The sequence below is a fragment of the Nocardia sp. alder85J genome (assembly GCF_020176955.2).
Lineage (GTDB): Bacteria > Actinomycetota > Actinomycetes > Mycobacteriales > Mycobacteriaceae > Nocardia.
On sequence record NZ_JAIUCZ020000019.1, the window covers coordinates 21,580 to 41,040 of the forward strand.

Consider the following 19,461-nt stretch of genomic DNA (forward strand, 5'->3'; position numbering starts at 1 on the left):
CGCCGGGCCGCCGGAGTAGCCGGTCCGGCGCGCCATCTCTGCCTTCCCAGTCCGGCACGCCTACGACCTGGGGGTATGCACTGGGGCTACCCTCGCGGGAGAAAATCGAGAAGTGGAACGTAAACCGCCGCGGCCGCGCCGGATCGACGACACCTCATCCGAGCACGAGGTGTATCTCCCCACCGGCGCCCTCTCGCCCAATCCGCAGGCTCGCGATCCGCTGCCGGACACCTTGCTGAAGCGGGTGAAGCAGTTCTCGGGGCGGTTGTCCACCGAGGCCATCGCCTCCATGGAGGACCGGTTACCGTTCTTCGGCGACCTGGACGCCGCGCAACGGGCGGGTGTGCAGATGCTGGTGCAGACCGCGGTGGTGAACTTCCTGGAGTGGCTCCAGGATCCGGAGAGCGACATCCGCTTCAGCCTGGACGCCTTCCAGGTGATCCCGCAGGATCTGGCCCGGCGTCTGACGCTGCGCCAGACCGTCGATATGGTCCGGGTGGCCATGGACTTCTTCGAGCAGTGGCTGCCGGCGCTGGCCCGCAACGACCGGCAACTGGTCGCGCTGACCGAGGCGGTCCTGCGCTACGGCCGCGAATTGGGCTTCGCGGCGGCCTCGGTGTACGCGAGCGCGGCCGAGTCGCGTGGTGCGTGGGACACGCGGCTGGAGGCCCTGGTGGTCGACGCCGTTGTCCGTGGAGACACCGGGCCGGAGATGTTGTCGCGGGCGGCGACCCTGAACTGGGACGCCACCGCGGCCGCCACCGTGATGGTCGGCACCCCGCCCAAGGATCAGGTGGTGGTCGGCTCGGTGCACACCATCGCCTCCCGGCACGGCCGCTCGGCGCTGGCGGTGGTGCAGGGGTCACGGCTGGTCATGGTGGTCAGCGGCAATCTGGGCGAGGCTGGCTATCCGGTGCCGTTCCTGGCGGATCTGCTGGCGGAGGCGTTCTCCGAGGGCCCGGTGGTGATCGGCCCGACCATGCGTACGCTGTCGGCCGCGCACATCAGCGCGGTGGAGGCGATGGCCGGGATGGAGGCCGTGGTGGGCTGGCGGGGGGCGCCGCGGCCGGTACACGCGGCCGAGCTGCTACCCGAGCGTGCGCTGCTGGGGGATCGTGCCGCGATCGACGCCCTCAACGAATATCTCGTGTTACCGTTGGCCGCCGCCGGGTCGGCGCTGTCCGACACCCTCGATGCCTATCTCGATTGCGGTGGAGCCGTGGAGACCTGCGCCCGGCAGCTGTTCGTTCATCCAAACACCGTGCGCTATCGGCTGAAGCGAATCGCCGACATCAGCGGCCGGGATCCGATGAATCCACGGGACGCGTACGTACTCCGAGTCGCGGCAACAGTGGGCCGTTTGACACGAACTCGTAACGAATCGTCGTCATCCGCCACAGAGGACCCTGTCGTCACCTACTCCGAAGGTCACCTGTAACGACGGCGCCGAGGCCGTCGATGGCGGTGACCCACGTGCCGTTTTGTGGGGTCCACACAAAAGCCGCCGACAAGCTTCATTCGCGTCGACATCTCCGAATCGGGTCCCGAAGGTGTTTTCTTGAGGACGTGATCGCGTTGTTCGCCCCAGGACAGGGCTCTCAGACACCCGGCATGCTCGCGCCTTGGCTCGATCTCCCCGGTGCGCGCGACCGTCTCGAACTGTGGTCCAAGTCGACCGGGCTGGACCTGGTTCGACTCGGCACCACGGCCACCGCGGAGGAGATCACCGATACGTCGGTGACCCAGCCCCTGGTGGTCGCGGCCGCGCTGCTGGCCTTCGCGGAGATTCCGCCGGAGGCACTGCCGGCCGACACCATCGTCGCCGGACATTCCGTCGGCGAACTCGCCGCTGCGGCCGTCGCCGGGGTAATCTCCGCCGACGACGCCGTACGCCTGGCCGCCCTCCGCGGTGCGGAGATGGCCAAGGCATGCGCACTCGAGCCGACCGGCATGTCCGCGGTGCTCGGTGGCGATGAGGGCGTCGTCCTCGCCCGGCTCGAGGAGTTGGGCCTGACTCCGGCCAACCGCAACGCGGTCGGCCAGATCGTGGCGGCCGGCCGGCTGGACGCACTGGCCGAACTGGCCGCCGACCCGCCGGAAAAGGCACGCGTGCGAGCGCTGCCGGTGGCCGGCGCCTTCCACACGACGTTCATGGCTCCGGCCCAGGACGCCGTTACCGAAGCGATTTCTCAGATAACTCCCAGCAAACCGACGCGCGTTCTACTGTCTAATTACGACGGTAGCCCGGTCACCACGGGCGAGGACGCCATCGAGAAGTTGGCGGCCCAGGTGACCAGGCCGGTCCGGTGGGATCTGTGCACCGAGACCGTCCGCGCCGCAGGGGTTTCCGGGGTGGCAGAGTTGCCACCGGCGGGCACCCTGATCGGGATCGCGAAGCGGGAGCTGAAGGGCACTCCGAACCTCGCCCTGAAGGCCCCCGAAGACATTGCCGCGTTGCACGAGTTGTCTCGAGTCTCGGCAACCAGCTAGCTTTCCTCGCGACCGCAACGATGCGGCTCGCGGGCGATCCGGGCGAAACACTTGCCCGGCTCGGACCGAATGAAGTAAAAAACCGCAACCCACGGATGTAACAAGAAGGGAGCCACGAAGTGGCCGCTCTGACCCAGGAACAGATCGTCGAAGAACTCGCCAAGATCATCGAGGAGGTGACGGGTATCGAGCCGTCCGAGGTGACCTTGGAGAAGTCCTTCGTCGACGACCTGGACATCGACTCGCTCTCCATGGTCGAGATCGCGGTGCAGACCGAGGACAAGTACGGCGTGAAGATCCCCGACGAGGATCTGGCCAGCCTGAAGACCGTCGGCGACGCCGTGTCCTACATCCAGAAGCTCGAGGCCGAGAACTCCGACGCGGCCGAGGAGCTGAAGGCCAAGTTCGGGCACGCGGAGTAAGGGCCGATATCCGTGACCACACCTTCCACCCTCAACGGAAATTTCCCTAGCGTCGTCGTTACCAGCCTGGCGGCGACCACGTCGATCGCGGGCGATGTCGATGCGACGTGGAAGGGACTGCTCAACGGTGAGAGCGGCATCGATATTCTCGAGGACGACTTCATCGAGCAGTACAACCTTCCGGTCCGCATCGGCGGTCACCTGAAGGTTTCGCCGGATACCCTGCTGGACCGGGTCGAGATCCGGCGTATGGCGTACGTCGAGCGCCTGGCCACCGTGCTGGGCCGCGAAGTATGGCGCAACGCCGGCAGCCCGGACGTCGATCCGGAACGGCTGGCCGTGGCCATCGGCACCGGCCTCGGCGGCGGCGACGCGCTCATCGATTCGGTCGACAAGCTGAAGACCGGCGGCTATCGCAAGATCTCGCCGCTGGCCGTGCAGATGGTCATGCCGAACGGGCCGTCCGCGGTCGTCGGGCTCGAGCTGAAGGCCCGGGCCGGCGTCATCACCCCGGTGTCGGCCTGCTCGTCGGGCTCGGAGGCCATCGCGAACGCGTGGCGGATGATCGTCATGGGCGACGCGGACATCGTCGTCACCGGTGGTGTCGAAGGTTTCATCGACTCGGTGCCGATCGCGGCGTTCTCCATGATGCGGGCGATGAGCACGCGCAACGACGACCCGAAGGGTGCGTCACGGCCGTTCGATTCCAGTCGCGACGGCTTCGTCTTCGGCGAGGCCGGTGCGCTCATGGTCATCGAGACCGAGGAACATGCCAGGGCGCGCGGGGCCACCATCCACGCTCGCGTCATGGGTGCCGGTATCACCTCCGACGGCTTCCACCTGGTCGCCCCGGATCCGGAGGGCAGCGGCGCCGGTCGCGCCATGCAGCGCGCGATGCAGACCGCCGGCCTGTCGCCGACGGACATCACCCACGTGAATGCCCATGCCACCGCCACCCCGATCGGGGACACCGCGGAGGCGAAGGCGATTCACAAGGCGGGCGTGGCCCACGCGTCGGTCTACGCTCCCAAATCCGCCCTGGGCCATTCCATCGGTGCCGTCGGCGCCCTGGAGTCGGTGCTCACCGTGCTCAGCATCCGGGACGGCATCGTGCCGCCCACGCTGAACCTGGAGAACCAGGATCCGGAGATCGACCTGGATGTCGTGCACGGCGAGGCTCGCCGTCAGGACATCGAGTACGCGATCAACAACTCGTTCGGCTTCGGCGGGCACAATGTCGCGCTCGCCTTCGGCCGGTACTGATGTCACCGGCCGTTGACCGGCCGGTAATCGGTTGACCCCCGGCGGGGTGCTCCAATGGAGATATCTCCCCGATGTCGTGGACACCCCCGCCGGGCTCACCGTCACAAAAGCTCGACTGATTACTTCGTCTCAGAATTTACGCAGCCGCTCCAGCGACTCCTACATATCCCCTCGAGGAGACAACGCGATGACCATTCTGGCTCCCGCTCATGTGGATGCCGCGACCGATCCCCGTGATCCGCTGGGCCGGTTGCAGCGCTTCTTCGATCCAGGAACGGTTCTCCCGCTACACCCCCGCGACAAGTCCGGTGTGCTGGCCGCCATTGGCGAGGTCGACGGCGTGCGTACCGTCGCCTACTGCTCGGACGCCACCGTGATGGGCGGCGCCATGGGCGTCGACGGCTGCAAGCACATCGTGGACGCGATCGACACCGCGATCGACTCCCGCCTCCCCGTTGTCGGCATCTGGCACTCCGGCGGCGCCCGGCTGGCCGAGGGTGTCGAGGCCTTGCACGCGGTCGGCCTGGTGTTCGAGGCCATGGTCCGCGCCTCCGGCCTGGTCCCGCAGATCTCCGTGGTGCTCGGCTTCGCCGCCGGTGGCGCCGCCTACGGCCCCGCGCTGACCGACGTGGTGATCATGGCCCCCGAAGGCCGCGTCTTCGTCACCGGCCCCGACGTGGTCCGTTCGGTCACCGGCGAGAACGTCGACATGGCCACCCTGGGCGGCCCGGTCACGCACGGCAAGAAGTCCGGCGTGTGCCACATCGTCGCCGAGGACGAGCAGGACGCGCTGCACCGCGGCCGCCGCCTGGTGTCGATGTTCGCCGAGCAGGGCGAGTTCGACCTGGTCGCCGCCGAGCACGGCGATGTCGACCTGCAGGCGCTGCTGCCGGAGTCGGCCAAGCGCGCCTACAACGTCAAGCCGCTGGTCCACGAGCTGTTCGACAATGTCGTCTCCCCCGACGGCGAGACCGAATCCTCGTTCGAGGAGTTCCAGGGCGGCTACGCCCGCAGCATGGTCACCGGCCTGGGCCGGCTGGCCGGTCGCACCGTCGGTGTGCTGGCCAACAACCCGCTGCACCTGGGCGGCTGCCTGGATTCCGAGAGCGCCGAGAAGGCCGCTCGGTTCGTGCGGCTGTGCAACTCCTTCGGCATCCCGCTGGTCGTGATCACCGACGTGCCCGGCTACCTGCCCGGCGTCAGCATGGAGTGGGAGGGTGTGGTGCGCCGCGGCGCCAAGCTGCTACACGCCTTCGCCGAGGCCCGCGTCCCGCGCGTCACCCTGGTCACCCGCAAGATCTACGGTGGTGCGTACATCGCCATGAACTCCCGCTCGCTCGGCGCCACCGCGGTCTACGCGTGGCCCGGCGCGGAGGTCGCGGTCATGGGCGCCAAGGCCGCCGTCGGCATCCTGCACAAGAAGGCGATCGCGGCGGCTCCGGAGGAGGAGCGCGAGGCCCTGATCGAGCGGCTGACCGTCGAGCACGAGCAACTCGCCGGTGGCGTCGCCCGCGCGGTCTCGATCGGCGTCGTCGACGAGGTCATCGACCCGACGAAGACCCGTTCCACCATCACCGCCGCCTTGGCCGCGGCCCCGGCCCGGCCCAGCCACAACAAGAACATCCCGCTGTAAGTCACTGCGCGCGAAGGTGTTTCGCCATCCGGCGCGGCACCTGCCCGCTGGGACAACGAGAACCGGGTGGCTCCGCTTCGGAGCCACCCGGTTCTCGTTCCCTGCCACGGCAATTCCAGCGTACCCGCGGTGGCCGGTATCGGCGCAGGTCACGACAGGCGAGATCGGGGTCGCAGCCGCAGGAAATGCCCGGAAGTCGCGGCGTTGGACCGGTGCCCGGCCCATCCGGTTACCGCGGCGCGCGGCGGGCCGCTGCGGTCACCCGAAAGCCGCAGTGCATCACCGGATTCCCGGCGAGCAACCGACGGACGTGCTCGGGCCGGGCGGAGCCGCGTTCAGCCGACGTCGCGGCGCAGCCAGGTGACCTCGGCGCCCTCGCCGCAGCGGTAGGGCTCGAGGTCGTCGTCCCAGGCGGTGCCCAGGGCGCGGTCGATCTCGGTGGCGATCTCGGCGGCGCTGCCGCGGCCGCGGGCGGACTCGACGATCGCTCTCAGTCGCAACTCTCCCACCATCAGATCGCCGTTGGCACTGGTGATTCCGTGCCACAGCCCGAGGCCCGGGACGAAGCAGTAGCGCTCACCGTCGACGCCCTCGCTGGGGTCCTCGGTGACCTCGAAACGCAGCACCGGCCAGGCGCGCAACGCCTGCGCCAGCCGGCCCCCGGTGCCGACCGGGCCCATCCACTCGATGGTGGTGCGCAACTGGCCCGCCGCGACCGGCTGGGTGGTCCAGCGCAGCTTGGCGGGGGACTTGAGGGTGGAGGCGAGAGTCCATTCGATGTGCGGGCACAGCGCGGCCGGCGACGAGTGGATGTAGACCACACCAGCCGTCACATCCGCGAATTGACTCGATCCGCGCACCAGGACACCTCCAGCGTCGACATGGGCCGTCTTCCCCAACGACCGTCGTGCTGGCGTTACACGAGTTTACGGGAGTGTCCCGAGTTACGGGTGTTACTTTTTGCTGTGTGTTCCGGGCGGTCGGTCCGTCGGCGGATCTCCGCGATCACCGCGTCGCTGAACGTCGGCCACGCCGCGCGGGCCCAATCGCCGAAATTCTCGTCGCTGAGCGCCACACACGCCACCCCGAGTATCGGATCGACCCACAGAAACGTTCCGGATTGGCCGAAATGACCGTAGGTTCCGGGCGAGTTGGCCGATCCGGTCCAGTGCGGAGTCTTGTGGTCTCGGAGCTCGAAGCCCAGACCCCAATCGTTGGGGCGCTGCGACCCGTAGCCGGGCAGCACGCCGTTGACCCCCGGGAATTGCACGGTGGTGGCCGCGGCCAGCGTTTCCGCGGTCACCAGGGCCGGATTCACCAATTCACCGGCGAATGCCAGCAGATCGGCGAGCGAGCAGCGGGCGGCATGTCCGGCGGAGCCGGCCAGCACCGAGGATTTCATCCCGAGCGGCTCGAAGACCGCCTCCCGCAGATAATCCGGGAACGCGATGCCGGTCTGGTCGGTGAGGAATTGCGCCAGCACCTCGAATCCGGAACTGGAATAGATTCGCTTCGCTCCCGGCTCGGCCAGGATCACATTGGTGTCGAAGGCCAGCCCCGAGGTGTGGGCGAGCAGATGCCGCACGGTCGAGCCCGGCGGCCCGGCGGGCTGGTCCAGTTCGATCGCACCCTCCTCGACCGCGATCAGCACCGCATACGCCACAAGCGGTTTCGTCACCGACGCGAGCGCGTACACCCGCGTGTCGTCCCCCTCGGTGGCCACGATCCCCCGCGCGGTCACCACACCCGCGGCGGCATGCCGGACCGGCCACTGCCGAATCTGCTCCAGTGCTTGCACGGCCACGAGCCTACGACCCGCGCGTCCGCGCGCCACAGCCCGGTGCCCCCGGCGGCCGGGCGGCGAAAACCGTTACTCGATCAGACCGTTCGCCTGCTCGAACAGCTCCAGGGTGATGGCGTGCAGGAAATCGCCGACCTGCTTCGGCGCCTTACCCGCGAAGGCGCGGGCGTAGGTGCCCTCCAGCACGATGCCGAGTTTGAAGCAGGCCAGCACCGTGTACCAGGTGACGTGCGCGAGGTTGCGATCGGAGAACCGGCCGTACTCGGCGATCATCTCGGCGGCGGTGGGCAGGCCGCCCACCGTGCCCAGCGTGCCGAACAGCCCCGCGCCCGCGGTGCCCGGCTCCGACCGGGTGGCCAACTGCCAGCCCAGATCCAGCAGCGGGTCACCGATGGTCGACATCTCCCAGTCGACCAGCGCGGCGACCTCCGGCCGGTCGTAGCGGAACATCACGTTGGCCAGATGGCAGTCGCCGTGCAGGATGCCCGGCGACCATTCCAGCGGGCGGTGCCGTTCCAGCCAGTCGCCGACGCGCCGCACACCCGGGATCTCCGGGCGGGGATAGCCGTCGTTGGCGGCGTAGGAATCGAGTTCGGACAACCACCGCGGCACCTGCCGTTCCAGGAAACCGTCCGGCTTTCCGTAGTCGGTCAGCCCGAGAGCGACGTAGTCCACCGATCCGAGCCGGGCGATCGCCTCCACCGCGGACAGGCCCATCCGGCGGCGGACCTCCGCGTCACCGGCGTACAGCGGGGGCAGTTCGGTCTGCGGGTTGAACCCGTGAATCGGCTCCATGAGATAGAAGACCGCGCCCAGCACCGATTCGTCGGTGCACGCGGCGATCACCCGCGGCGCGCGGACATCGGTGCCCGCCAGCGCCCCGAGCAGCCGCGCCTCCCGGCGGATCACGTCGTTGCTCTTGGCGCGCAAGTGTTTCGGGCCCCGGCGCAACACGTATTCGCGACCGCCGCGCCGGAAACGGAGCATCACGTTCTGGGTGCCGCCGCCGAGTGCGGCCACCTCCTCGAAGTCGCCGCCGGGCAGGCCCTGCTCCGCCATCCAGGCCCCCACCACCGCGAAATCCACGACTTCCCGGTCGACACCGGCCGGTTGCACCACAGTCATGCCGACATTCTGCCCCATACCCGTTTCCGAACTGAAGGCATCCGCCATCAATAGTCCGTGCCGACCGGTCCGGCGCACCGGCTACGGTGACGACATGCTCGCGGCGCACATCCCGACACACGTTTCGGCGGTACCGCCGAAACGCCGCCCCACCGGGGCATCGCCGGGTTCCGCCCGCCCCGGCACCCTCGGTCCGGCGATCCGGCTACCGTCCGCGCGGGCAGGCGACCGGAGATCCGGTGCGCACTGAGGCGGGCCGGCGGATCCGCACGTTGCTGGTGGACAACTACGACTCGTTCACCTACAACCTGTTTCAGCTGATCGGGACCGTGAACGGTTGCGCCCCGACCGTGGTGCGCAACGACGAGATCGATCCGGCAGTGCTCGATTTATCCGGTTACGACAATGTCGTGATCTCACCGGGACCCGGGCGGCCGGATGTGGCCCGGGACTTCGGTATCTCGCGGCATCTCGTCGAGTCCGCGGAGCTGCCGCTGCTCGGGGTGTGTCTCGGGCATCAGGGCATCGTGCTCGCGGCGGGCGGTGAGGTGGTCACCGCGCCCGTGCCCCGCCACGGATTCCCCGACCGGATCCGCCACGACGGGCGCGACCTGTTCGAGGGACTGCCCGCCGACTTCACCGCGGTCCGCTACCACTCACTGTGCGCGGCAACGCCACTGCCCGCGGCGCTGGAGGTGACGGCGACCGCCGACGACGGCGTGATCATGGGGGTACGGCATCGGACCCGCCCCCAGTGGGGTGTGCAGTTCCACCCGGAGTCGGTCTCCAGCGAGCACGGCGCCGCCCTGCTGCGCAATTTCGCCCGGTTGACCGAGCGATATTCCGCCGAGCGGACCGGTCGTCGTGCCGCCCGCTCCCCTGGCCGTACGCCCGCGCCGACCGTCCCGGCGCCGCCCGCCGAGCGGCCGGTCCGCCGATTCGAGGTGCGGCACGAGGTGCTCGGCGCGGCGGTGGACGCCGAGGCGACGTTCGGGCGGTTGTACGCGGCCGCGTCCACGGCCTTCTGGCTGGACAGCGCGCTGGCCGAGCCCGGCGCGGGACGGTTCTCCTTCCTCGGCGACGCGGCGGGGCCCGCCGCCGAGGTGGTCCGGTACCGCGTCGGCGACGGCCTGGTGCGGGTGCGCACCCACGACGGCGAACGCCGGGTGCCGGGCACCGTGCTCGACTACCTGGCCACCGAGCTGAGCCATCGGCAGATCGAATTCCCGGACGTCCCTTTCGATTTCGCAGGCGGCTACGTCGGCTACCTGGGTTACGAGGTGAAGGCCGACTGCGGCGCCGCGGCCGCCCACAGATCACCCACCCCGGACGCGATGTGGGTGTTCGCCGACCGCTTCGTGGCGATCGACCACCACGCCGGCCGCACCCACCTGATCGCCCTCTGCGAACCGGAAAGCGATGCCGCACAACAGCTGTGGCTGACCGACACCCGCGCTGTCCTGGAGTCCGCACTCGAGCTGTCGCGTGCCGGGCACGCTGCCGATCCCGGACGACCGGACCCGGCCACAGCGGACGCGGCCGGCGGCGAGCCCTCCGCAGCAGGCGATCGCCGAGGACCGACTGCCCCGGCAGGCGACGGTGCCCGCGACAGATCGACCGGCAGCCCGGAACCGGAAGCAGTGGCCCACCCGACGACGACCGTGGCATCCGAGGCGGGCAGCGACCGAACGCAGACGACCGTGGACCTCGTCACCGGTTTCGCGCCCGTGGATTCCGAGGCGGTGGCGGCGAGTCTCACCCGGGGCCGGGCCCGGTACCTCGCCGATATCGCCGATATCCATGCCGCGCTGCGGGCCGGGGAGACCTACGAGGTGACGCTCACCGACCAGCTCACCGTGGTGGATCCGGGTGTCGCGTGCCCGGCCGCCCCGGTCGCAACCACCCCGAACCCGGCCGCCACCGGGGAGCGGCCCGGTTCGTGCAGTTCGCCTGCGGCGGCGGCGCATTCACCCGGGGACGGCGAGGGCATGGCCGAGGCGGCGGCGGTGTACCGGGCGCTGCGGCAGGCGAATCCGGCGCCCTATGCGGCGTTGCTGCGGTTCGAGGAGCTGGATGTCGCCTGTTCCTCGCCGGAGCGGTTTCTGAAGGTGGGGCGGGATCGGGAGGTGGAGAGCAAGCCGATCAAGGGGACCGCGCCGCGGGGGCGGGATGCCGAGGCGGACGAAACGCTGCGCCGCGCACTGGAACTCGATCCGAAGACGCGGGCCGAGAATCTGATGATCGTGGATCTGCTGCGCAACGATCTGGGCCGGGTGTGCGAGCTGGGCAGCGTGTACGTGCCGGAGCTGATGGCGGTCGAGACCTATGCCACGCTGCACCAGTTGGTGTCGACGGTGCGGGGGCGGCTGCGGCCGGGGATCGGCGTGATCGATTGCCTGCGTGCGTGTTTCCCGGGCGGGTCGATGACCGGGGCGCCCCGGTCGCGCACCATGGAGATCATCGACGCGCTGGAGACCGAGGCCCGGGGGGTGTATTCCGGCACGCTCGGCTTCCTCGGGCTGGGAGGTACGGCCGATCTGAACATCGTCATCCGCACCGCGGTCCGGCACGACGGCCGCTGGCGGATCGGGGCCGGGGGCGCGATCGTGCTGGATTCCGAGGCGGAGGCAGAATTCCACGAGATGACCCTCAAGGCCGCGGCGCCGCTGCGGGCGGTGCGCGGTCAGGTCAGCCAGGCGCCCACCGGCGGCGGGATCCAGCCGGGGTCGCGGCCGAACCAGCCGGCCAGCCGGTCGTAGGCGGGCGCGGCCGGATCCACGGGTATCTCGGCGCCGAATGCCTGGTCGGGCCCGCGGATTTCGGGTCTCAGCAGGGGGCGGGACCAGGCCAGGCTGTGGTCGGCGAGCGCGTCGTCGAGTACCACCCGGGCGCCGGTGGCCTGCGCGAGATCCCAGGTGTGCACGGTGGATTCGGCGATCTGCTGGTCCAGCCGGCTGCGCAGCGGGGCGGTGCCGCCGCCCGGGACGGGCACCGGGCGGATGGGGTCGGCGGCCCGCCAGATCGTGAGGACCTCCTCCGCGCCGACGCGGAACTGCGTCAGCCGGTCGGCGCTCAGCGAGCCGGCGGGGGCGGCCCAATCGGCCGTCCCGCCATGCGCGGAGATCGCGAAATTGCGCAGGTCCTGCCCGATGACGTGGGCCAGGAGATCCCGCACGGACCAACCGATGCAGGGGGTGGGCAGATCGTCCTGGTCGTCGCGGGCGATCGCGATCACTGCCGCCATCTGGGTCAGCGCGCGCTCCAACAGGGCGAGGGTCGCATCGGTGTCCGCCACGCCCCCGATTGTGCCCCCGTCCCCCGGCTCGACCCGGAAATCCGGAACCGATCGGGACACAACAAGACGGAAATGAGACGCATCCGTGATCTCGGCGCCGGGGCCCGGCCCGGCGCTTACCATGGGCGCGGTGGCCATCGATCCGCTGCTGACGAACCGGCAGAACTGGGACGCGCGCGCTCCCATCCACGCCGCCAGCCGCTTCTACCTCGAACCCGATTCGGGGTACTGGTTCGCGCCGTTCGAGTGGGACGCGCTCGGTGACGTCCGCGATCGCGACGTCCTGCACCTGCAATGCCATCTCGGGACGGAGACGGTCGAATTCGCCCGCCGCGGCGCCCGCGCGGTGGGGCTGGACTTCTCCCCCGAATCGGTCCGGCACGCCCGCGAATTGTCCGGCGGCACGGTCGAATACGTGTGCTCGGACGTGTACGAGGCGCGAGCGGCGCTGGGCGGCAGGCGTTTCGACATCGTGTACACCGGCAAGGGCGCGCTGTGCTACCTCCCGGACCTGACGGCGTGGGCCCAGGTGGTGGCGGACCTGCTGCGGCCCGGCGGGTTGCTGTACCTCGTGGAATTCCATCCGCTGCTGCACGCCCTCGGCCCCACCCCGCCCTCGGGCAGCGACGCGAGCGCGCTCGCACTGCGCGACGACTACCTGGAGGGCCGCGGCGCGCAACTGCGCGACAGCGACCACACCTACACCGACGGCCCCGGCCTCACCACCGCCACCGAGGTCTACGAGTGGCGGCACGGGCTCGGTGAAGTCGTCACCGCACTGCTCACCGCCGGGCTGCGCATCACCGGCCTCACCGAAACCGATCTACTGCCCTGGCCGCGCTTCCCGCAGATGGTCCGCACCGCCGACGGCTGGTGGCGGCTGCCGACAGCCGACCCGATCCTCCCGCTGCTGTACGGCCTGATCGCCACCGCGTCCTGACCGATACCCCCGTCGGACAACCACTCCCGCTCGCCCGGCACACACCACCGGATCGGCTCATCCGCCCGGCGCGGACTACCCCACCCGGTGCCCGGCCGCGCGCAACACCTCCGTCGCCTCGTCCTGCCGATGATCGGGCACCAGCACGAGATCGGCATGGTAGGTCGAGGCGACGAACACCGGGATGCGGGCCTCGGCCAGCGGCGCCACCAGTGCGGCCAGCGCGCCGGGATGATCATGTCCGCGGCCGTTGTCGCCGCCGTAGAAACCGATCCAGCGTTCCCCGTCGCCCCACGGCGGCGCCTCGCGGACCACGGTCAGGCCCTCGGGGGCCCGGACCAGCGCCACCCACTCGTCGTCCTCCGGGAAGGTCGCGGTGGGCAGGTGGTCGACGGCGAACCGGTTGGGCACCACCTGGAGACGCTGGGTCACGGTCATGGCGTCATCGTAGGCGGCGCCTGTGCGCGCCGGGCCGAGCGCCCGGCGAACCGGTTCATGATCGGCAGATCGACCCAGTGGTACAGCGCCGCCGCGGCGGCCGTCGCCAGCACCAGGGTCAGCAGCGCGAATCCGGCCCAGCCCAGGATGCCGAACTCCCTGCCGCCGATGAGGAATCGGGTGACCAGCACCATCACCGGGAACTGGATCAGGTAGAAGGCGTAGGAGATGTTGCCCAGCCACACCACGCCGGGCCGGGAGTTGAGCCCCGGGATGCCGCGCAGGTCGCGGACCGCCAGCGTGGCGACCACCGCCGCCGTCGGCGCCACCAGCAGCGCCGACATCTTGAAGTCGATCGGCACCACCCAGGTCGCGGCGTAGCAGACCACCAGGGCCAGCAGCGGCGGCGCCAGACGCGTACTGTGCCAGCGTCCTTCGAGCACCATGCGCGCGGTCAGCACACCCAGGAAGAACTCCGGCAGCCGCGCCGGCGGGAAGGTGTAGCCCAGCCAGTACGACTGCGCCACCGGGATGTCCGGCTGCGCGAACCAGGCCTGCGAGGCGTGCAGCTCGAAATGCGGTGAGCTGTCGCCGGGTACGAGCCGGGGCGCGAAGGCGTTCGCGATGCCCTTGGGCCCCGGCACCCAGAGATAGAAGGCCGCGTGCAGCGCGAGCACGGCCACCACCAGCAGCACCGCCGCGAGCAGCAGCCGCCGCGTCGGGATCCGCCGCACCAGCGGCAGCAGCAGCGGAAAGCTGAGGTAGAACAGCATTTCCGAGCACAGCGACCAGGACGGGACGTTGAGCCCGCCGACCGTGCTCCACTTCGGCACCCAGGCGTGCACGAGCAGCAGATTCGGCAGCCACACCACCAGCCGGTGCAGCGGCACCCCGGCCACGACCACGAAGGCGGCGGCCGCCACCAGATGGGTCGGATAGATCTTCAGCACCCGCCGCCGGTAGAACAGCTTCACCGACATCCCCGGCTTGTACGACCAGTAGATGATGAAGCCCGACAGCACGAAGAAGAAGGTGACCCCCGCGGCCCCCAGCTGCATCGGCATCCACTCGTGGATGTGCCGGAACAGCTCGGACTTCTGGAACGGGTATACCGGCAGGAACACCAGGGCGTGCAACACGAAGACCGCGAACGCCGCCCACCACCGCGCGCCGGTCAGCGACGGAAGCGCGGGCCGCCGCTGCTCGACGCCGGCGGTCACCACCGGCGCGGGCAGCACCTCCGGCGGGCGTGTCATCGAAGGTACCTGTCGTACAAGGCATTCGCGGTCACGGCGTCACCGCGCGTGGACGGATGGAACGGCAGCCCGGCGACGTCGGTGCGCGGATCGAACACCCCGTTGAGCCACGGCTCGGCGGCGCACAGTCCGTGCCCGGTGGTCAGCGCGCGGGCGTCGAAGAAGTCCAGCCCGAGCAGCTGGGCGGCCTCCCGCTGGGCCTTGTCGATGCGATCGAAGTACACGATCACCGCCCGCCCGCGCGGCTGGATGAACGGGGCCACCCCGAGAATGCTCAGGCAGACCGTGTCCTGGCCCGGCGGCAGGATCTCCGGGTAGCCGACGATCACGATCTTCGCGGCGGGTGCGTAGTAGCGGATGTACGTCACCGCGGCGGTGATTCTTTCGGCGTACACGGCGCCGGTCACCCCGTTCACGTCGGGAATCCGGCCCTGCTCCACCGCGTCCAGCCCGCAACCGCGGATCAGGTCGAACACGCACTGCTGCAACCCGTACCAGAGCGTCTGGTTGCTGTCGCCCCAATGGTCGTCGAGACCCAGTTGCAGGGTCACCAGTTTGGTCGCCGGGCCGAAGGCCCGGTCCTGGTCGGCCTGGAGCACTTCCGCGGCGAGGGTGTAGCCGGGACCGCTGTCGATGGAGGCCCCCGAACAGGACGGATTGACGACCTCGCCGGGCCCCTGGGGTCCCATCAGACGACTCAGCTGCGCGGGCCACGAGGTGCTGCCGCGCACACAGACGTCGCCGCGGGACTGCGGGTCCCAGCCGTTGGCGGTGTACGAATCACCCAGCACCACAACCTGTTTGCCGGCGGGCACCGGATCCGCGTGTGCCGCGGTGAAAACCGTCGCCGAGGCGGCGAGCGCGAGCGCCGCCGCGCATCCCCGGCGCAGCGCCGCGCCGAATACTGCCGATCCCATCACGACGCCCTCAGTAGCCCGCGCGCGGCTCGAAACCGGGCGCGTTCAGGGTCGGCGGCGCCGGTTTCGGCTGCGGAGCGGGCTGGGGCGCGGGGGCGACCGGCTGCGGGACGGGCGCCTCCACGACGGTCGTCGGTAACGGCGGGGGTGCGGGCGCGTCCACGGTGGTGGTCGCGATCGGCGCGGGCGCCACACTGCTCACCGGCGCCGCGCTGCTCACCGGACCCGGCCCGGCGGCCGGCACCGCCGGGGCGGCGGGTGCGGGTGCGGTGCTGCTGACCCCACCGCCCTGCGATTTGTCCGCCGCGGAGTCACCGCACGCCGCCACGCCCAGGAGGCATATTCCGACGGCCAGCGCGCTCGCCGCGCGGAGGAGGACGTTGCCCGAAGTGCGAATCTTCATGGGACCCTCGAATCACTAACTGAAAAGCCCTCTGTTCACTTCACGGCAGTCTACAAGCAGCTTCGGGCCACCCGGTCCGATTCGCCTGGATTCGATCAAGCTTCGTGCAGGCTCACAGAGGCGATGCCCAGATCCTTGTCCCCGCGACCCGACAGCCCCAGCAACACCAGCGCCCGCGGCGGCAGCTCGCCGCGCTGCGCGCATTCCATCAGATATCCGACGGCATGGGCGGATTCGAGCGCCGGGACGATGCCCTCGGCATGCGACAACGCCTGGAATCCACGCAGCGCGGTGGCATCGGTGACCGCGTGGTACACCGCCCGGCCGCGATCCTTCAGATAACCGTGTTCCGGCCCGACAGCCGGGTAGTCCAGCCCGGCGGCGATGCTGTGGGTGCGCGACACCTGGCCGTCGGCGTCCTGCAACAGATAGCTGAACGAGCCATCGAGTTCACCGGGCGCACCCGCGGTGCAGGTGGCGGCGTGCTGCCCGGTTTCGATCCCGCGCCCCGCGGCCTCGACGCCGATCAGCGCGACCTCCGGATCACCGAGAAAGGCATGGAACAACCCGAGCGCATTGCTGCCGCCGCCCACGCACGCCACCACCCGGTCGGGCAGCCGCCCCTCGGCCGCGAGCAGCTGCCGCCGGGCCTCCACGCCGATCACGGCCTGGAAGTCCCGCACCATCGCCGGATACGGCGCGGGCCCGGTCACCGTGCCGAACAGGAAGTGCGAGGTGTCGGTGGCCGAGACCCAGTCCCGAACCGCCTCGCTCACCGCCCCTTTCACCTTGCCCCCGCCCGCCCGCACACCCCGCACCTCGGCGCCGAGCGCCCGCATGTGCGCCACGGTCAGCGACTGCCGGCGCATGTCGTGCTCGCCCATGTAGACCACACAGCTCAGGCCGAGCATCGCGCGCACCGAGGCCACCGCCACCCCGTGCTGCCCCGCACCGGTTTCGGCGATCACCCGGGTCTTGCCCATCCGCTTGGCGAGCAGTCCCTGCCCGAGTGCGTTGTTGATCTTGTAGGCCCCGGTGTGGGCCATGTCCTCACGCTTCAGATAGACCCGCACGCCCGGCACCCCGAGCACCCGCTCGAAGCCCGGCACCCGATGCAGCCGGGTGGGCCGGCCGACCCGGTCGCGCAGCAGCGTGGCGAGCTCGGCGCCGAAGGTCGCATCGGCGCGCGCCCGGCGATAGGCCGCTTCCAGCTCGGTCAGCGCCGCCATCAGCGCCTCGGGCGCATACCGCCCGCCGTATGCGCCGAATCTTCCTGCCGCATCCGGCTTTTCACCGATCCGATCCGGGTCCGGCGCGGTCGGCCGACGGGCATCGACAGGCGAGGACATGGCACGCTCCTGAATCCGCTGCCGCGGGCCGAACCGACCGAATGGTCCGAGGTTAGCTCCACCGGCGAGCCGTTTCCGGGGCCCTGTTCCCGATCTTGGGAAGTGCCGGCCGTTGTTCCCGGGTGCACGAGCAGTTCGTGGCGTTACTGGTCGCCGAGGCCCGCACGCTGCGCGCGGGCGCCGATACCGCGGCCCCGATCGGCCGATCACCATGCCGTCGCAGGTCGAGGTGATCCGCCGGCATCTCACCGACGCCCTGGCCCGGGGCGGGCGCTGCTCGGCGGACCCGACGCGATCGACGGCCGCCTGGTGCAGCCGACCGTCCTCACCGACGTGCCGGAGGACGCGGCGCTGACGCACCGCAGCTCACGGAACATCCCCGCTCGAATATCGTTCCGGCTCCGGCTCCGGCACGAACGGACCGGCCCGGTTTCCGCGTGGCTACGATCGGGTTGCTCCCTCCCCCGCGGGCCGAAGGGGCAGGTCGGCGCGGGCCTGGGCATGACCACCTCGACCGGCACCGTCACCCTGGTCCCGCCGACCAAGGACATCACCGCCACCGGTCAGGAAGAGGTGATCGACGGGGTGCGGATCGTCTTCCAGATGACCCCGGGCACCGAGGCGCCCTCGGAGATGAACTTCTACTTCCCCGAGCATCGGGCATTGTGCATGGCCGAGAACGCCACCCACACCCTGCACAACATCCTCACCCTGCGCGGCGCGCTGGTCCGCGACGCGCACGTCTGGGCGCGGTACCTCAACGAGACGATCACCCTGTTCGGGCACGAGACCGATGTCGCGTTCACCTCGCACCACTGGCCGATGTGGGGCGGCGACCGGATCACCGAATGGCTGACCCTGCATGCCGACACCTACGGCTACCTCCACGACCAGACGCTGCGCATGCTCAATCAGGGCTACACCGGCATCGAGATCGCCGAAATGATGCAGATGCCGCCGGCGCTGGAAAAGAAGTGGAATCGGTGATGGACAAACCGGATCCGAGCTTCAATATCGTCACTCCCTGAGCGGCAACGGCTTTCCGGTCAGCCGGTGATCGCGGCGACGCTGCCGTAGGCGTGCGGTGACGTAGCGCCAGACCGCGAGGTCGACCGCCTCCGGCGGCGGCTGCACCTCGAACGGTTCCCGGCACATCCCCGCCGGCAGCGCTCGCCAATCGGCCCGGGTGCCGCACACCCGGCCAGCACAGCCGGCGATCACGGTGGCCGCGCTCATGGCCACGGCCGGATGACACTGCCGGCGACCCGGTCGTGTCGCCCCGACCCGCACCAGACCGGCGGGTACGGTGACGCCGGTGAAGGCGCGATGATCACCCGTCTGCGTTCCGTCATCCAGCCGCGCGCCCTCGACGCGCCGTACCGCCTGCTGGCCAGTGTGCTCGGCCTCCTCGCCCTGCTGGCGCTGCTCTCCGACCAGAGCGTGCTGGGCATGGTCGGCAAGGGCGTGAACTGGTCGACCGAGGGGTTCGGCATCGGCATCGTGCACAACATCGAACGATGGCTGCACGCCCCGACCCGGGCCGGACTGTTCCGGGCCGTCGCGGCCGCCACCGTCCTGGCCGGCGTGCTGACCGCCGGGCTCGGGGAGGACGAGCCCTGGTACCGCTGGCGCGGCGCGGCGATGGCCTGGATTGGGCTGGCCGCCCTGGTCGAACTGGACTCCGCCGCCATGGCCCGGTGGCTGCCACCGATGATCTTCCTCGTCAGCGCCCTGTTCAGCCGATACGTGCTGCGGCGTGACCGGCCCGCCGCCCAGCGCTGGGCCTGGGGACGGACGATGCTGATCAACCTGCTGTGTGCCCTGGCCTACGCACCGATCTACCTGTCCGTCGCGGCGGTCGGACGGACGCAGGTGCCCTCGGCGCGCCTGCGCCGCTCCGCGTCCGGCTCGGACGACAGCGAGACCTCCGCCGAAACACCGTGAGGCCCAGCGGCTCCCGGCCCGTGCCGGGTGCGGCCGGTAGTGGCGGCAGCGCGGACGCCTCAGCCGGCGCGGCCCCTCGTGGGCGCCGCCGCGACCAGCGCCGAATTCGGCACCGAAGGATGAACGCGGCCGGGACCCGGGCGTGCGATCGCGCCTCGTATGCTGGACGGCGCAGCTGGTTCGCC

The 19,461-nt window shown here is 70.2% G+C and carries 18 protein-coding genes and 1 pseudogene; 9 read left to right on the top strand and 10 right to left on the bottom strand.

Annotated elements, in window-relative coordinates; all coding sequences use genetic code 11:
- Positions 1 to 169 precede the first annotated feature (169 nt).
- The 5 genes from LBW94_RS42550 to LBW94_RS42570 all read left to right on the top strand — a co-directional run bounded on the left by LBW94_RS42550 (position 170) and on the right by LBW94_RS42570 (position 5,808).
- A complete protein-coding gene (locus LBW94_RS42550; protein WP_225060389.1) occupies positions 170 to 1,438 on the top strand; it encodes a PucR family transcriptional regulator in 1,269 nt (422 codons plus the stop codon).
- Between the two features lie 128 nt (positions 1,439 to 1,566).
- Positions 1,567 to 2,490: an ACP S-malonyltransferase gene (locus tag LBW94_RS42555; protein WP_225060388.1), complete on the top strand. Its 924-nt coding sequence runs from the start codon at positions 1,567 to 1,569 to the stop codon at positions 2,488 to 2,490.
- A gap of 119 nt (positions 2,491 to 2,609) precedes the next feature.
- Positions 2,610 to 2,912 (top strand): meromycolate extension acyl carrier protein AcpM, encoded by a 303-nt coding sequence (gene acpM / locus LBW94_RS42560; RefSeq protein ID WP_225060331.1) that lies wholly within the window; start codon positions 2,610 to 2,612, stop codon positions 2,910 to 2,912.
- A gap of 12 nt (positions 2,913 to 2,924) precedes the next feature.
- Positions 2,925 to 4,175 (top strand): KasA/KasB family beta-ketoacyl-ACP synthase, encoded by a 1,251-nt coding sequence (locus LBW94_RS42565; RefSeq protein WP_225060330.1) that lies wholly within the window; start codon positions 2,925 to 2,927, stop codon positions 4,173 to 4,175.
- Between the two features lie 187 nt (positions 4,176 to 4,362).
- Positions 4,363 to 5,808 (top strand): acyl-CoA carboxylase subunit beta, encoded by a 1,446-nt coding sequence (locus tag LBW94_RS42570; RefSeq protein WP_225060329.1) that lies wholly within the window; start codon positions 4,363 to 4,365, stop codon positions 5,806 to 5,808.
- Between the two features lie 335 nt (positions 5,809 to 6,143).
- Here the strand turns inward: LBW94_RS42570 and LBW94_RS42575 are convergent, their stop codons facing one another.
- The 3 genes from LBW94_RS42575 to LBW94_RS42585 form a co-directional block, all read right to left on the bottom strand.
- Positions 6,144 to 6,668, bottom strand: coding sequence for a DUF3145 domain-containing protein (locus tag LBW94_RS42575; RefSeq protein WP_225060328.1), 525 nt, complete (start codon positions 6,666 to 6,668; stop codon positions 6,144 to 6,146).
- 56 nt (positions 6,669 to 6,724) lie between these two features.
- Positions 6,725 to 7,606 (bottom strand): serine hydrolase domain-containing protein, encoded by an 882-nt coding sequence (locus tag LBW94_RS42580; RefSeq protein WP_225060327.1) that lies wholly within the window; start codon positions 7,604 to 7,606, stop codon positions 6,725 to 6,727.
- A gap of 72 nt (positions 7,607 to 7,678) precedes the next feature.
- Positions 7,679 to 8,734, bottom strand: coding sequence for a phosphotransferase family protein (locus LBW94_RS42585; protein WP_225060326.1), 1,056 nt, complete (start codon positions 8,732 to 8,734; stop codon positions 7,679 to 7,681).
- A gap of 239 nt (positions 8,735 to 8,973) precedes the next feature.
- Between LBW94_RS42585 and LBW94_RS42590 the strand changes: the two genes are divergently transcribed.
- On the top strand, positions 8,974 to 11,493 hold the full coding sequence (locus LBW94_RS42590) for a chorismate-binding protein (RefSeq protein ID WP_225060325.1): 2,520 nt from the start codon (positions 8,974 to 8,976) through the stop codon (positions 11,491 to 11,493).
- Here the strand turns inward: LBW94_RS42590 and LBW94_RS42595 are convergent.
- A complete protein-coding gene (locus tag LBW94_RS42595; protein ID WP_225060324.1) occupies positions 11,418 to 12,029 on the bottom strand; it encodes a TIGR03086 family metal-binding protein in 612 nt (203 codons plus the stop codon). The genes LBW94_RS42590 and LBW94_RS42595 overlap by 76 nt on opposite strands.
- Before the next feature lie 121 nt (positions 12,030 to 12,150).
- On the opposite strand from LBW94_RS42595, the gene LBW94_RS42600 reads away from it, so the two are divergent.
- Positions 12,151 to 12,969 carry a class I SAM-dependent methyltransferase gene (locus LBW94_RS42600; protein ID WP_225060387.1) on the top strand — a complete coding sequence of 273 codons (819 nt, stop codon included), beginning with the start codon at positions 12,151 to 12,153 and terminating at the stop codon, positions 12,967 to 12,969.
- A 75-nt stretch (positions 12,970 to 13,044) separates the two neighbouring features.
- On the opposite strand, the gene LBW94_RS42605 is transcribed toward LBW94_RS42600, so the two are convergent.
- From LBW94_RS42605 to trpB, 5 genes are all read right to left on the bottom strand, one after another.
- Complete coding sequence (locus LBW94_RS42605) at positions 13,045 to 13,407, bottom strand: ACT domain-containing protein (protein ID WP_225060323.1); 363 nt, start codon at positions 13,405 to 13,407, stop codon at positions 13,045 to 13,047.
- Positions 13,404 to 14,663: an acyltransferase family protein gene (locus LBW94_RS42610; RefSeq protein ID WP_225060322.1), complete on the bottom strand. Its 1,260-nt coding sequence runs from the start codon at positions 14,661 to 14,663 to the stop codon at positions 13,404 to 13,406. The genes LBW94_RS42605 and LBW94_RS42610 overlap by 4 nt, the downstream gene beginning before the upstream one ends.
- Positions 14,660 to 15,580 (bottom strand): SGNH/GDSL hydrolase family protein, encoded by a 921-nt coding sequence (locus tag LBW94_RS42615; RefSeq protein WP_225060321.1) that lies wholly within the window; start codon positions 15,578 to 15,580, stop codon positions 14,660 to 14,662. Before LBW94_RS42615 ends, LBW94_RS42610 begins: the two co-directional genes overlap by 4 nt.
- A 10-nt stretch (positions 15,581 to 15,590) precedes the next feature.
- Positions 15,591 to 15,983 carry a hypothetical protein gene (locus LBW94_RS42620; protein ID WP_225060320.1) on the bottom strand — a complete coding sequence of 131 codons (393 nt, stop codon included), beginning with the start codon at positions 15,981 to 15,983 and terminating at the stop codon, positions 15,591 to 15,593.
- Between the two features lie 95 nt (positions 15,984 to 16,078).
- Positions 16,079 to 17,332 (bottom strand): tryptophan synthase subunit beta, encoded by a 1,254-nt coding sequence (gene trpB / locus LBW94_RS42625; RefSeq protein WP_225060319.1) that lies wholly within the window; start codon positions 17,330 to 17,332, stop codon positions 16,079 to 16,081.
- Positions 17,333 to 17,782: 450 nt separating this feature from the next.
- On the opposite strand from trpB, the pseudogene LBW94_RS42630 reads away from it, so the two are divergent.
- Positions 17,783 to 18,313 (top strand): annotated as a pseudogene (locus tag LBW94_RS42630) (MBL fold metallo-hydrolase); the annotation flags it as partial.
- A gap of 36 nt (positions 18,314 to 18,349) precedes the next feature.
- On the opposite strand, the gene LBW94_RS42635 reads toward LBW94_RS42630, so the two are convergent.
- Positions 18,350 to 18,568 (bottom strand): hypothetical protein, encoded by a 219-nt coding sequence (locus LBW94_RS42635; RefSeq protein ID WP_266273478.1) that lies wholly within the window; start codon positions 18,566 to 18,568, stop codon positions 18,350 to 18,352.
- Between the two features lie 90 nt (positions 18,569 to 18,658).
- Between LBW94_RS42635 and LBW94_RS42640 the strand changes: the two genes are divergently transcribed.
- Positions 18,659 to 19,276, top strand: a complete 618-nt coding sequence (locus LBW94_RS42640; RefSeq protein WP_225060317.1) for a hypothetical protein — start codon at positions 18,659 to 18,661, stop codon at positions 19,274 to 19,276.
- The last annotated feature ends 185 nt before the right edge of the window (positions 19,277 to 19,461 follow it).